The 12,416-nt window shown below is 72.0% G+C and carries 12 protein-coding genes and 1 pseudogene; 7 read left to right on the plus strand and 6 right to left on the minus strand.

Translation table 11 applies throughout. From position 1 onward, the window contains the following. Positions 1-183: 183 nt before the first annotated feature. The 5 genes from ABZ078_RS18855 to ABZ078_RS18875 form a co-directional block, all read right to left on the minus strand. Positions 184-378 carry a hypothetical protein gene (locus ABZ078_RS18855; protein ID WP_356576600.1) on the minus strand — a complete coding sequence of 65 codons (195 nt, stop codon included), beginning with the start codon at positions 376-378 and terminating at the stop codon, positions 184-186. Positions 379-516: 138 nt separating this feature from the next. Then, a complete protein-coding gene (gene tsaE, locus ABZ078_RS18860) occupies positions 517-1,029 on the minus strand; it encodes a tRNA (adenosine(37)-N6)-threonylcarbamoyltransferase complex ATPase subunit type 1 TsaE (RefSeq protein WP_356576602.1) in 513 nt (170 codons plus the stop codon). Continuing rightward, positions 995-2,236, minus strand: coding sequence for an alpha/beta hydrolase (locus ABZ078_RS18865; RefSeq protein WP_356576604.1), 1,242 nt, complete (start codon positions 2,234-2,236; stop codon positions 995-997). Before ABZ078_RS18865 ends, tsaE begins: the two co-directional genes overlap by 35 nt. A gap of 101 nt (positions 2,237-2,337) precedes the next feature. Then, entirely contained in the window at positions 2,338-3,510 is a 1,173-nt protein-coding gene (alr, locus tag ABZ078_RS18870; RefSeq protein ID WP_356576605.1) for an alanine racemase, read from the minus strand. 81 nt (positions 3,511-3,591) lie between these two features. After that, the gene (locus ABZ078_RS18875; protein ID WP_356576607.1) at positions 3,592-4,662 is read right to left on the minus strand and encodes a L,D-transpeptidase family protein; all 1,071 of its coding nucleotides are present in this window, start codon (positions 4,660-4,662) and stop codon (positions 3,592-3,594) included. Between the two features lie 151 nt (positions 4,663-4,813). On the opposite strand from ABZ078_RS18875, the gene ABZ078_RS18880 reads away from it, so the two are divergent. Then, positions 4,814-5,185 (plus strand): holo-ACP synthase, encoded by a 372-nt coding sequence (locus ABZ078_RS18880; protein ID WP_356576609.1) that lies wholly within the window; start codon positions 4,814-4,816, stop codon positions 5,183-5,185. Positions 5,186-5,231: 46 nt separating this feature from the next. On the opposite strand, the gene ABZ078_RS18885 is transcribed toward ABZ078_RS18880, so the two are convergent. After that, positions 5,232-6,377 (minus strand): hypothetical protein, encoded by a 1,146-nt coding sequence (locus ABZ078_RS18885; RefSeq protein ID WP_356576630.1) that lies wholly within the window; start codon positions 6,375-6,377, stop codon positions 5,232-5,234. Positions 6,378-6,542: 165 nt separating this feature from the next. Here ABZ078_RS18885 and ABZ078_RS18890 point away from each other — a divergent pair, with 165 nt between their 5' ends. The 6 genes and pseudogenes from ABZ078_RS18890 to ABZ078_RS18915 form a co-directional block, all read left to right on the plus strand. After that, entirely contained in the window at positions 6,543-7,976 is a 1,434-nt protein-coding gene (locus tag ABZ078_RS18890) for an NAD(P)H-hydrate dehydratase (protein WP_356576611.1), read from the plus strand. A gap of 63 nt (positions 7,977-8,039) precedes the next feature. Next, the gene (locus tag ABZ078_RS18895) at positions 8,040-9,215 is read left to right on the plus strand and encodes an FAD-dependent monooxygenase (RefSeq protein ID WP_356576613.1); all 1,176 of its coding nucleotides are present in this window, start codon (positions 8,040-8,042) and stop codon (positions 9,213-9,215) included. A 220-nt stretch (positions 9,216-9,435) separates the two neighbouring features. Continuing rightward, positions 9,436-9,909 (plus strand): hypothetical protein, encoded by a 474-nt coding sequence (locus ABZ078_RS18900; protein WP_356576615.1) that lies wholly within the window; start codon positions 9,436-9,438, stop codon positions 9,907-9,909. A gap of 151 nt (positions 9,910-10,060) precedes the next feature. Next, a complete protein-coding gene (locus ABZ078_RS18905) occupies positions 10,061-11,659 on the plus strand; it encodes a peptidoglycan-binding protein (RefSeq protein ID WP_356576617.1) in 1,599 nt (532 codons plus the stop codon). Positions 11,660-11,668: 9 nt separating this feature from the next. After that, positions 11,669-12,136, plus strand: coding sequence for a protease inhibitor I42 family protein (locus tag ABZ078_RS18910; protein WP_356576619.1), 468 nt, complete (start codon positions 11,669-11,671; stop codon positions 12,134-12,136). Then, positions 12,133-12,416 (plus strand): annotated as a pseudogene (locus ABZ078_RS18915) (hypothetical protein); the annotation flags it as partial. The gene ABZ078_RS18910 and the pseudogene ABZ078_RS18915, both read left to right, overlap by 4 nt.

Genomic DNA, 12,416 nt, shown 5'->3' on the forward strand with positions numbered 1-12,416 from the left:
ACGCGGCCTCGCGATACCCAACCCCGTCCGACGACCCACCCGCCTCCGGCCCGGGAAAGCCCGGCGGGGCGCAGATCAAGTCGCCGACGGCCAGCAAAAAAAGGGGCGCGGGGAACTGCGCGACCAACCACGACGACGCAGCAGCCGAACGACAAGCCCACCACCGCACCACCAGCGGAGCGCCTACGCGGCGTCGCGATGCCCGTGCCCGGCCGATGGCCCGGTCGTCTCCGGGTCAGGGAGGCGCGGCGGGGTGCAGATCACGTCGGCGGCGGCACCGGCGGCCAGCAGGTCGCGCATGGACACCCCGACGACCGGCGCGTACGACCGTGGGCGCGGGCGTGCCTCGTTCTGAGCCTTGTTCTCCGATGCCGACATGGACGCCTCCTGGGGCCGGGGGCGGACGTAGTTAGGTACACCTAACTACGGACTGGATACCATGTGACCACGGGCGAGACCGCTGACGCAATATCTTGCCGACGTCTTGTCGGAATGTTCATCCGGAGCCCGGCTCACCTACGCGGACAGCACGCTCAGGTCCACGGCCGCCCAGCGCTCCCCGAGACCGGTCACCGTGACATGCCGTACCTCGTCGGTCGTGTCGCCGACCGCCCGGTGGATGACGACCTGGAGCCGCTCCTCGGTCAGTTCCTCGACCTTGCCCTCGCCCCACTCCACGACGATCACCGACTCCGGCAGCGAGACGTCGAGGTCGAGGTCCTCCATCTCGTCCAGGCCGCCGGACAGCCGGTAGGCGTCGACGTGGACGAGCGGCGGCCCGTCGACGAGGGAGGGGTGCACACGGGCGATCACGAAGGTCGGGGACGTGACCGCTCCCCTGACCCCCATGCCCTCGCCGAGCCCCCGGGTCAGCGTCGTCTTGCCCGCGCCGAGCTCCCCGCTGAGCATCAGCAGGTCGCCCGCGCGCAGCAGCTTGGCGAGGCGGCGGCCCAGTTCCCGCATCTGGTCGGGAGAAGTGACGGTCAGCTCGAGGTCACCCGCGTTGTGCGGTGCTGCTGGTGCTTCCATAGCCACTTACGGTAGCTCCTGCCGGCACCGCGCCCGCGCGGGTGAGCAGGTCGGCGAGACGGTCGGTGACCGCCTCCGGGTGCTCCAGCATCACCAGGTGCCCGGCGTCCGGCACCAGCACCAGTTCGGCGTCCGGCAGCAGGTCGGCGATCGCCTCGCTGTGCTCGCTGGGCGTGACGAGGTCGCCCACTCCGGCCAGGACGAGCACCGGCATGTCCGTGAAGTGGCCGAGCGCCTCGGTCTTGTCGTGGTCGGCGAAGGCCGGGTAGAACTCCGCGACCACGTCGATCGGCGTCCCCTCGATCATCCGCTCGGCGAACCGGGCGACGGCCGGGTCGACGTCCCGGGACGAGAACGAGTACCGCTTGATGATCCCCGCGAACAGGTCGGCGGTGGCCCGGCGCCCCTTCTCCACCAGCTCCGCCCGCTGCCCCAGCGCCCTGAGCACGCCCGGCAGGATCCGCCGCACCGCGTTCACCCCCGCGACGGGCAGCCCGAAGTTGACCTCGCCGAGCTTCCCGGACGACGTACCGACGAAGGCGGTGGCGACGACCCGGTCCCGGATCAGCTCCGGGTACTGGTCGGCCAGCGCCATGACCGTCATCCCGCCCATGGAGTGCCCGACCAGCACGAGCGGCCCCTCGGGCGCGGCGGCGTCGATGACGGCCTTCAGATCGCGTCCGAGCTGCTCGATGTCGACGTGCGTGCCCTCCTGCGTCTGGGCGACGCCCCGCCCGGACCGGCCATGGCTGCGCTGGTCCCAGTGCACGGTGCGGACGACGCCCCTGAGCGCGGCCCGCTGGAAGTGCCAGGAGTCCTGGCTGAGGCAGTAGCCGTGGCTGAAGACGACGGTGACGGGGGCGGGGGCCTTGCGCCCGAAGAGGCGTCGGCGGCGCGGGGTGAGGGCGGGGGCGGCCTCGGGGTCGAGGTCGTCGACCTCGTAGTACAGCTCGGTGCCGTCGTCGGCGTACGCCTTGCCGGGCTGGCCGCGCAGCGAGCCGTACGGTCCCGCCGAGTCCAGGGCGAGGCGGGCCTTCTGCCGCATGCCGCGGCCCACGGTCATCCGCTCTATGGCGACGCCGGCGGCCGCGCCCGCCGCGATCACGCCTATCGCCGCGCCGGCGAAACCGGTCGCCCTGCGCCAGTTCGCGGCCGCCCCCGTGGCGGAGGCGACGGCCGCGACGACCTCCGCACTGCTCTCGCTCACGTACCGCTCCTCTTCGCTGGGTGATGCCGCCGGGTCTGGTGGTGCAGGTGGGACATGGGTGGTGGATGGTGCCGATGTTCGGTGCGATGGTCGCTTACGGGTTACCCGTTGCGTTCCTCATTCACATAGACGCGGGGAACGCGCGTTCCGATCCGGGTGACGATCTCGTACGCGATGGTTCCGGCCGCCTGCGCCCAGTCCTCGGCGGTGGGCTCACCGCGGTCGCCGGGTCCGAACAGCACGGCCTCGGCGCCCGGCTCGGGCTCGTCCCCGCCCAGGTCGACGACGAACTGGTCCATCGCGATCCGCCCGGCGACCGTCCGCCACTTGCCGCCGACCAGGACGGGCCCGGCGCCGGAGGCGTGGCGCGGGATGCCGTCGGCGTAGCCGAGGGGGACGAGGCCGAGGGTGGTCTCGCCGGGGGTGGTGTAGTGATGCCCGTAACTGACGCCGTGTCCCCCCGGTACGTGCTTGACCAGCGCGACGGACGCCGACAGGGTCATCACGGGCCGCAGCCCGAAGTCGGAGGGGCTGCCGAGCTCGGGGCTGGGGGAGATGCCGTAGGTCGCGATCCCGGTGCGCACCAGGTCGAAGTGGGTCTCGGGGAGGGTGAGCGTGGCGGGCGAGTTCGCGATGTGCCGCACCTCGGGCCGCGCGCCCCGCGCCTCGGCGTACGCGACCATCTCCCGGAAGCGGGAGAGCTGGGCGGCGATGGACGGGTGCCCGGGCTCGTCGGCGCAGGCGAAGTGCGACCAGAGCCCGGTGATCCGGATCAGCCCGTCGGCCTCCGCCCGCAGGGCCTCGCGCACCAGCTCGGCCCAGTCGTCACCCGGCTGGCAGCCACCCCGCCCGAGCCCGGTGTCGGCCTTGAGCTGCACCCGCGCGGGAGCGCCGGCCCGCCGGGCGGCCTCGGTGACCTCCCGCAGGGCCCACATCCCGCTCACGGAGACGTCGAGGTCGGCCTCGATGGCCTCGCGCCAGGGTCCGCCCGGCGTCCACAGCCAGCACATGATCCGCACGCCGTCCAGCCCGGCGGCGCGCAGCACGAGGGCCTCCTCGGGTGTGGCGGTGCCGAGCCAGCCGGCGCCCGCCGCCACGGCCGCGCGGGCACACCGCAGCGCCCCGTGGCCGTACGCGTCCGACTTCACGACCGCCATGAGGGCCGCGCCCGGCGCGAGGGCTCGCAGGGTCCGCACGTTGGCACGCAGGGCGGCCAGATCGATCTCGGCGCGGGCTCGCAGGGGCGCGGTCCGCAGAGCTGCTGTTTCTGTCATCGCGCCCCCAGTGTCTCAGAGGGGTCCGACAGCACCGCCGAGCCGGGACCCCCGACACCTCCTCGTTCCTACTCCTGCGTACTACTCCTCTGTCCGGTGTCCCCACACGTACACCCGGTCGTTCTTCTTCAGCACGCGCCACAGGTCACGGGCGTCGTCCAGGCGCAGATTGACGCAGCCCATGGAGCCGACCGGGGCGAAGAGGTTGCCGTAGATGCCGTGGAAGGCCTGGCCGCCGCTGAAGAACTGGGAGTAGGGCATCGGGCTGTTGTACAGCGACGAGACGTGGTTCTTGTGCCGCCAGTAGATCCGGTGCCACCCGGTCCGCGTCCCGTACCCGGCCCGCCCGCTGCGGATGTGCAAGGGGCCGAACACGACCTTCTCGCCCCGCTGCACCCAGGCGAGCTGCCGGTCGAGGTCGACACAGGCGATCCGGTACGACCGCACCGGGCACTTCTTGGCGGCGTTGGGATTCTCGCGGGCGGCGACCAGCTGCATGGTGGCCCAGGTCACAGGTCCGGCGAAGCCCATGGCGGGCTTGATCCTGTGCTTCTTCTGAAAGGCGCGGATGGCCCGGCAGTCGGCGGCCGACTGCTCCCCGTCCACCGGCAGTTCCAGCCACCGCTCGACCTGCCGCTGCCGCGGGCCGGTCTCCTCGCTGCACTTCACGTTCTCGAGGGCGTCCATGGGAGGCACGTACTCCACGAGGTCGTACGTCCCCTCCGGCGCGTCCCGCGGCTCGACGGCGTCCTCCTCGGGGCTGGGCTCATACACCCTCGGCGGCAGCGCCTGGTCGGGGGTGTCGGTCTGCCAGAGCTGGAGGACGTTCAGGGGCACGCCGGGTACGAGCTCGGCCGTCTGCGGTCCGGGGGACGGGGATCCGGGGTCGTCCTCCTCCGGTCCGGGGGCCGGGGGTACGAGTCCGGCCGTCTCCGGTCCGGGCGCGGGGGCCAGGGGGTCGGCCGTCTCCGGTCCGGGGGCCGGAGCCACGGGGTCGTCCTGCTCCGGTCCGGGAGCCGGGGGTACGAGTTCGGTCGCCTGCGGTCCGGGCGCCGGGGGTACGGGGTCGGCCGAGGCACTGCCGACAGGCAGCAAGGAGGCCGCTGCGAGCACCACGGCGATGCTCCGGCATGCGATACGTCCGCTGATCATGCGTTCAGGCAAGCGTGCGGGCGTGCCGTGCCGGAGGTGCCGCGCTGGGCGGGTCACCCTAACGAGGAGCGGGACGCCGTGGTGAGGAGCGCGGGGCCGAGCAGCGCGAGACCGGCGCCGAGGAGCGCCGGGCCGACCATAGGGTGCTCGCATGAGCATCATCGGGGTCGGAATCGACGTGGCCGAGATCGACAGGTTCGAGGCGGCGCTCCAGCGCACACCCGGGCTGGCCGAACGGTTGTTCCTGGAGAGGGAGTTGCTGCTGCCCAGCGGCGAACGCCGGGGCATCGCCTCGCTCGCTGCCCGCTTCGCGGCGAAGGAGGCGCTCGCCAAGGCGCTGGGCGCGCCCCCGGGTCTGCTGTGGACGGATGCCGAGGTCTGCGTCGAGGACAGCGGCCGGCCGCTGCTGCGGGTGACGGGGACGGTGGCGGCCCGTGCGGCCGACCTGGGCGTGCGGTCCTGGCACGTGTCGCTGAGCCATGACGCCGGGGTGGCCTCGGCCGTGGTGGTGGCGGAGGGCTGAGCCATGAGAACCGCGGGCCGAGCCTCCGCCACCGGTCGAGCCGGCCTCAGCAGATGGACTGGCTGCTGTTCACGCGGGTGATGTTGCGGAACGTGGTGTTCTCGCCACAGGGGCTCTCCCTGATGGCCGAGTTGGTCACCGTCAGGTTCTGGATGGTGATGTCCCTGTTGTTCGGGAAGTCCGGCCGCGCCGCCAGCCGCAGCTCACCGCCGCCGGTGATGGTGCCGCTCTGGGCGGCGAGGTTGACGTTGTAGCAGTTCTCGATGAGGACCGAGTTGTTGCCGGTGTTGGAGAGGGTCACCTTGTTGATGACCGCCCCACCGCTCTCGGAGACGCAGAACACGCCGCGTCCGCCGCCGCGCGCGATGACCTCGCCCACCCGGATGTTGGTCGGGTAGCCGCTGCCGACCCGGCCGTTGCGGTTGGCCATGCGGAAGGCGGCGTATCCGGTGCCGGTGCCCGCGTTCTCCGCGTCCACCTTGGTGACGCTCGCGTTGATGGTCTGGTTGAACAGCAGGCCGGACTCGCCCACGTTGCGCGCGGTGACCGTGCCGATGGTGATGCCGTCGACGCCGTAGGTCTCGACGGCGTGGCTGGACGCGCCCGAGACGTAGACGTTGTCGATGCGGATGTTGCGCGACCACTGGCTGGTGTCACCGCGGTTGTCGATGCGTATGCCGAGGCCGCGGGAGAGGCGCATGTCGATCTGGCCGAGGACCACGTTCTGGACGTTGCGCATGAAGACGCCGTACAGCGGGGTGCCGGTGACCTTGAGGTTCTGGACCTCCACGTCACGGGTGCCCCGTGAGTAGACGGGGGCCTGGTCGCCCGTGCCGCTGCCGGTGACGTTGATGGTGCCGCAGACGTCGAGCGCGGTGTAGCTCGGCAGGGAGATGCGCGAGCCCGCCGACATGGAGCCGGAGCCGCGTACGACGACCCGTTCCTTCGAAGTGCGCCCCGCCGTGAGGCTGTTGACGGCCGCTTGGACGGCGGCGCGCATGTCGGTGCCGGTGTAGACGGTGCTGCCGCCGCGCCGGGCGGTCCAGGTGCCGCCGTTCTGCACGGCCTCGGCCTGGTAGGACCCTTCGCCGCAGGCGGCGGCCGCGGCGGGTGTGGGGGCGGTCAGGGTGCCGACAGCGGTGAGGAGAGCGGTGGCACCGACGGCGGTGAGGAGTGCGACTCTCCGCCCCATGAATGCGACTCTGCGTCCCATGAGGGCTTCCTCTCGTCGAACCGATCGTCGTCGAACCATTTCGACTGAATCGATTCACTGTGTGGGGGCGGGTGAGTTTGGCAAAGCCGCGGCAAAGCGTCAATGGATGCGACGAGTTTCGCCGGGTGCGTCAGACTCGGTCGCATGCGGACTGCGTACGGCGTGGAGACGGTAAGGGCGGCCGAACGGGAGCTGATGGCCCGGCTTCCGGACGGGGCGCTGATGCAGCGGGCGGCGGCCGGACTCGCCGCCGCCTGCGCGGATCTGCTGGGCCGGGTGTACGGCAGCCGGATCGTCCTGCTGATCGGCAGCGGCGACAACGGCGGCGACGCCCTGTACGCCGGGGCCCGGCTGGCCAGGCGCGGGGCGGGCGTCACCGCGGTGCTGCTCGCGCCCGGACGGGCGCACGCGGGTGGCCTGTCGGCGCTGCGGCGGGCGGGCGGCCGGGCGGTGGAGGCCGATGCCGCCGAGGAGTTGATCGGGCGCGCGGATCTGGTCGTGGACGGGATCGTCGGCATCGGCGGCAAGGGCGGACTACGGCCGGAGGCGGCACCGCTGGCCGCCGCGGCCGAGCGGTCCCGGGCCGCCGTGGTCGCCGTGGACCTGCCGAGCGGCGTGGACGTCGACACGGGCGAGGTGCGCGGCACGGCACTGCGGGCCGACCTCACGGTCACCTTCGGCACGCACAAGCCGGGGCTGCTGGTCGATCCGGCGCGGGAGTACGCCGGGGTGGTGCGGCTGGTGGACATCGGGCTCGAACTGCCGGCCCGGCCCGAATTGGAGGCGCTGCAACACGCGGACGTCGCACGGCTGTTGCCGGTGCCCGCGGCGGAGACGGACAAGTACCGGCGGGGGGTCGTGGGCATCGCGGCCGGCTCGGCCCGCTACCCGGGCGCCGCCGTGCTCGCGGTCGCGGGGGCGCTGCGGGGCGGCGCCGGGGCCGTACGGTACGTCGGTCCGGCCGGGGACGCGGTGATCGCCCGGTTCCCCGAGACGCTGGTGTCGGACCGGGGGCCGAAGAAGGCCGGGCGCGTGCAGGCGTGGGTCGTCGGCCCGGGCGCCGGCGACGACGCGGCGACGGTGGCGGAGGTGCTGGCGACGGATGTGCCGGTGCTGATCGACGCGGACGGGCTGCGGCTGGCGGACCCGGAGGCGGTACGGGGACGCACGGCACCGACCCTGATGACCCCGCACGCCGGGGAGGCGGCGGCGTTGCTGGGAGTGGCGCGGGAGGAGGTCGAGGGGGCTCGGCTGGCTTCGGTACGGGAGTTGGCGGTGCGCTATGCGGCGACCGTGCTGCTGAAGGGGTCGACGACGTTGGTGGCGGACGCCGGGGGCGGCGGCCCGGTCCGGGTGAACCCGACGGGGACGTCCTGGCTGGCCACGGCAGGAAGCGGGGACGTGCTGTCGGGCTTGGCGGGATCACTGCTGGCGGCGGGGCTGACGGCGCTGGACGCGGGCAGCGTCGCGGCGTATCTCCACGGCCTGTCGGCGAGGTTGGCGGCGGACGGGGCGCCGGTGGGGGCGCATGACGTGGCGGAGGGAATTCCGGGGGCTTGGCGGGATGTGCGGGGCTGAGGAGAGCGCGGCATCCCGGCGTCCGCCCGCCGCACCAGGCTGACGGCAGGCGGGGGGGGTGACATGAGGGCGATCGTCATAGGAGCCGGCATCGGCGGACTGGCCGCAACACTGAGCCTGCGCCGCGCGGGGTGCGAGGTCACCCTCGTCGAGCAGACACCCCGCTTCACCGAGATCGGCGCCGGAATCCAGCTCGCGCCCAACGCCACGCGGGAGTTGCGCCGGCTGGAGGTGCTCGACGCGGTCGCCGCACAGGCCGCCCGCCCGTCCCACGTGAGCTTCCACACCTGGTCGGACTGGTCCGAGATCTGCCGTTACGCGCTGGGCCGTGCGGCCGAGGACGAGTTGGGGGCGCCGTACCTGCTTCATCACCGGGCGGATCTGCACAGCGCCCTGGCCGCCGCGGTGCCACCGGACTCGGTACGCCTGAACACGCCCGTCATCGGCATCGACCAGGACGACGACTCCGCCCACGTGACGACGGCGACCGGCGAACGCCTGACCGCGGACCTCATCGTCGCCGCGGACGGCATCCGCTCCCCTGCCCGCCAGTGCCTCTTCGGCGAGGACGAGGCGGTGTTCTCAGGAACGGCCGCCTACCGCGCCCTGCTCCCCTCCGCCGAGGTGGCCGACCTGGACCTGCCTCCGCTCGCCGCCTGGCTCGGCCCGGACCGCCACTTCGTCCACTACTGGGTGCGTCGCGGTGAACTGCTCAACGTCGTGGCCGTGTTCAGCACGGAGGCGACGGCACAGGAGTCGTGGACCGCCGAGGCGGAATCCGGAGAGCAACTGCGCGAGTTCACCGGCTGGGACCCTCGGGCCCGCACGGTCCTCGAACGCGCGGGCCAGGTCCTCCGCTACGGCATCTACACCCGCACCCCGCTCACCCGCTGGAACCTCGGCCGAGTGACCCTCCTCGGCGACAGCGCCCACGCGATGGTCCCGTTCCAGGCCCAGGGCGCGGCCCAGGCGATCCTGGACGCGGCGGTACTGGGCGACGCTCTCAAGGACGCGACCCCGGCCGACGTACCCGACGCACTCGACCACTACGCCCGCCGACGCATCTCGGCCGCCACGAGCATGCAGGCCGCCTCGGCCCAGGCAGGCAAGGACTTCCACTTGCCGGACGGCCCGGAGGCCGAGGAGCGAAACGCCCGCATGGCGGCACACGCGGCCGAGCACAGGTTCCTGCCGCGGGCGCCGGCGTGGCGGACGGTCGTCCTGGACCGGCGGCCATAGCCCCCGGCGGCGATGCCGCCGGGCGTTCTCGACTGCGCCAAGCAGGGCCTGAAACGCTCGGTACGGCGCCGAGGCCGAAGCCCGGTCCGTACGGCCCTGCCAGCGGCACGTGAGGCCACGTGAGACCACGTGCTCATGACACAAGATCAGGTATCGTCTCTGGTCAGAAGGCCTGAAGCACCACGGGGGTGTTCGGCCGTGCATCAGGGGGGCGGGGAACATGTCCGGTGCGGGCTCGGACGGCTACAGCGTCCACGCGAGCGGCATGGACGGCGAGGCCGGAAAGCTCGACCGGGCGGGCGACGACGTCGGCGCCATACGCAAGGCCGTGGAAGACCACATGTGCTACGCGCCGGACGCTCTCGGCGGCTCCGACTCCGGCCCCGCGTACGACAATTTCGCCGCCGCCTGGCAGGCCGAGGCCAAGACGCTGGAAGCCGCGCTGCACGAGCTCGCGGACAAGGTCGTGATCTCCCAGCGGAACTACGAGAGCGCCGACCAGGACACCATCGCCGCGCTGCACTCCGCGGGCGCTGACGACGGCCTGACGACCATGCCCGCACCCGCCGCCGCCCACCCGGGCATCACCACGGGCCTCACCCCGGGCGCGCGCCCCGCCGCCCTCGGTGGGCCGCCCATCGGCACCCAGCCCACCCCCGGCGCACCGCCGCCGAGCCTCGCCGACTTCGACTGACCGACCGGCGCACGCCCCACAGATCGACACACCGGCGACCGCGCGCACCCGGCCGACCTGTGCGCTTCCACCTGACACCTGACACCTGACACCTGACACCTGACACCTGCTCCTGAGCAAGGACGAGTAAGGACAGCGGGGCTCTCACCACATGGCTGACGCAGGCGAATCCACCACCGACCGCAAGGAAAAGATCGACCGTTACATAGGAGATCTCGCGGCGGCCGACAGCAAGAACGAGGTCCTGGAGGCCATCGACAACCTCCTCGGCGTCTCCGCGCCGGTCGGTTCCCCGAGCACCCTGGACGCCATCGCCCAGCGCTACAAGAGCCAAGCCGACGATGCCGCGGACGTACAGCACCGGGTCGAGAAGGTCGCCGCGTCAGGGCTTCCGTCGGTGTGGGTCGGCAGCACCGGCGCCAAGGCGGCCGAGGTGGTGGCGGCGGCCGGCCGTTCCGCCGAGCAGATGGCCGAGGCGTTCCGTAAGGCGTCCAAGGCCCTCTACGACCTCTCTGACGCGGTCAGCTCCGCTCAATCCAAGGACGACGACGGCCGCGAGCAACTGCGGAGGGCCCGCACGATGCTCGGCGGCGAGGACGGCTTCTTCGACGACATGGTCGAGAAGGACGCCGAGGAAGCCGAACGCAAGCGGGCCCAGGAGATCGCGGGAACGGGGGCCAACTTCCTCTACTACGCCGCGCAGCAGGCCGACGACGCGGCGCGGGCGGCGGCGCGGGACCTGAACAAGTACGCGGCCGAAGCCCGTGCCGGGCAGATGCACACCGACAACATCTCCGCAGCCGACCGCCTCGTCCTCGCCGATGTCGGCGTGTTCGGGGGCCCGCAGGAGCAGAACGAACTCCTCACCGCGGGCGACCTCGAACGCTCCGGCCGTTTCATGGAGAAGATGAACGCGCGGGACGAGGCCCGCTTCGAGCGGATGCTCGCGGATGCCAAGACGCCGCAGGAGCGGGCGTATCTGGTCAAGGCGCTGGCTGCGGGCTATGACGTGGACGAGGTCGGCCAGTTCCGCGACAAGATCCACGGCAAAGACCCGTACTGGCTTCAGCAGCACCTGAGCCCGGTCGTCACGGCCGGCGACAGCAAGGTGGACGAGGGGCGCAATCCGGACGGGTCGAACCGGAACACCGACTACCAGTGGTTCGGCGACGAGAAGTGGTCCCAGGAGGGCAACACCTGTGTGCCGTCGAGCACTGTGACCGCCCGCGCCATGGTCGATCCGGTCTACGCGCTGGAGTTGACCGGCGGACCGTCCGGGCAGGAGAACGACCCCGACGCCTTCCGCGACCGTCTCCACGACGAGCAGCTGCGCCTGCACGAGGAAGGCGACGGCGACGACACGCACTGGTGGTCCGACGTTCCGGACGGAATGGACAGCGACGGGCAGAACGAGATCGCCAACGGCGAGATCAGCCCGCACACCGGCAGCTCGTACGAGTACCAGCAGGTTCGCGGTGCGGACGAGCGCCGTGACGTACTGCCGGACATCGAGAAGGCCGTCGCCGAGGGCAGACCCGTCCCCATCGAAGTGGAGGGGTACGACGAGGAGGGCCGGCACGGACACCAGATGATGGTGATCGGCCAGGAGGGCGACATGCTCCAGATCTACAACCCGTGGGGCCAGACGACCTGGGTCAGCGAGGACGACTTCGTCAACGGCCACATGGACAAGGCCTCCGACTCCCGCATGCCCGACGCGTACGCCGTCCACCTGCCCGCCGACCGATAAGTGAGCGTCATGACCAGCGCCCTGCGCCGACTCGTCATTCCCGCCCTGCTGATGACCGCGCTCGCGGGCTGCGGCTCCACCGGGCCGGACACCTACGAGCTGGATGAGAAGCACATACAGGTGGACGCCGGGGAGGAGTTCACGCTGTCCGTTCCGGTCGACACCGCGATGGGGGAATGGTGGTACCTGACCTCGCCGGAGCCTGACCCTGACGTCGTCCGGAAGACGGACAAGCGGGAGGAGATCGAGGCCGACGACGACGCCGTCGGCAGCGGGAGCGGAACGGACTTCTTCGACTTCAAGGCCGTCGCTCCGGGCACGACCGAGATCCGGCTCATCCAGTGTCCGCACGGTGCCTGCGTCGGCGATGCCGACGGTCCCGTCACCCCGTCCCCCGTCCCCAGCGGCAGCCCCACCCCCCAGAAGAAGTACCGAGCCACCATCCACACCTTCACCGTCACCGTGAGGAAGTCATGACCTCCGCGCCGCAGACCTCGCCGCCCGGCCGGACCGACGACGAACTGGCGCAGTCGGACATCCCGGCGATGCTGCGTTACGGCCTCTCCTTCGCCGGACCGCACCGCACCGCCCTCTTCGGGGACGGCGCGGTGGGCGCCGCCGTCCTGCTGGACCGGCTCGGCATCCAGCCGCGGGCGGTGGCGTTCCTCGCCAAGGTGGTACGCGGCGGGGGTGTCCGGTACGCGGCCGAGCTGCCCGAGCCGGTGCCGGGCGATGAGGCGGTGTCCGTGGTGCGTGC

The sequence above is a fragment of the Streptomyces sp. NPDC006385 genome, assembly GCF_040612485.1.
Classification (GTDB): domain Bacteria; phylum Actinomycetota; class Actinomycetes; order Streptomycetales; family Streptomycetaceae; genus Streptomyces.

Bases quoted from the DNA above. Each gene is read 5' to 3' on its own strand.
- ABZ078_RS18855 (WP_356576600.1), bottom strand. From the start codon at position 378: ATGTCGGCATCGGAGAACAAGGCTCAGAACGAGGCACGCCCGCGCCCA.
- tsaE (WP_356576602.1), bottom strand. From the start codon at position 1,029: ATGGAAGCACCAGCAGCACCGCACAACGCGGGTGACCTCGAGCTGACC.
- alr (WP_356576605.1), bottom strand. From the start codon at position 3,510: ATGACAGAAACAGCAGCTCTGCGGACCGCGCCCCTGCGAGCCCGCGCC.
- ABZ078_RS18875 (WP_356576607.1), bottom strand. From the start codon at position 4,662: ATGATCAGCGGACGTATCGCATGCCGGAGCATCGCCGTGGTGCTCGCA.
- ABZ078_RS18880 (WP_356576609.1), top strand. From the start codon at position 4,814: ATGAGCATCATCGGGGTCGGAATCGACGTGGCCGAGATCGACAGGTTC.
- ABZ078_RS18885 (WP_356576630.1), bottom strand. From the start codon at position 6,377: ATGGGGCGGAGAGTCGCACTCCTCACCGCCGTCGGTGCCACCGCTCTC.
- ABZ078_RS18890 (WP_356576611.1), top strand. From the start codon at position 6,543: ATGCGGACTGCGTACGGCGTGGAGACGGTAAGGGCGGCCGAACGGGAG.
- ABZ078_RS18895 (WP_356576613.1), top strand. From the start codon at position 8,040: ATGAGGGCGATCGTCATAGGAGCCGGCATCGGCGGACTGGCCGCAACA.
- ABZ078_RS18900 (WP_356576615.1), top strand. From the start codon at position 9,436: ATGTCCGGTGCGGGCTCGGACGGCTACAGCGTCCACGCGAGCGGCATG.
- ABZ078_RS18905 (WP_356576617.1), top strand. From the start codon at position 10,061: ATGGCTGACGCAGGCGAATCCACCACCGACCGCAAGGAAAAGATCGAC.
- ABZ078_RS18910 (WP_356576619.1), top strand. From the start codon at position 11,669: ATGACCAGCGCCCTGCGCCGACTCGTCATTCCCGCCCTGCTGATGACC.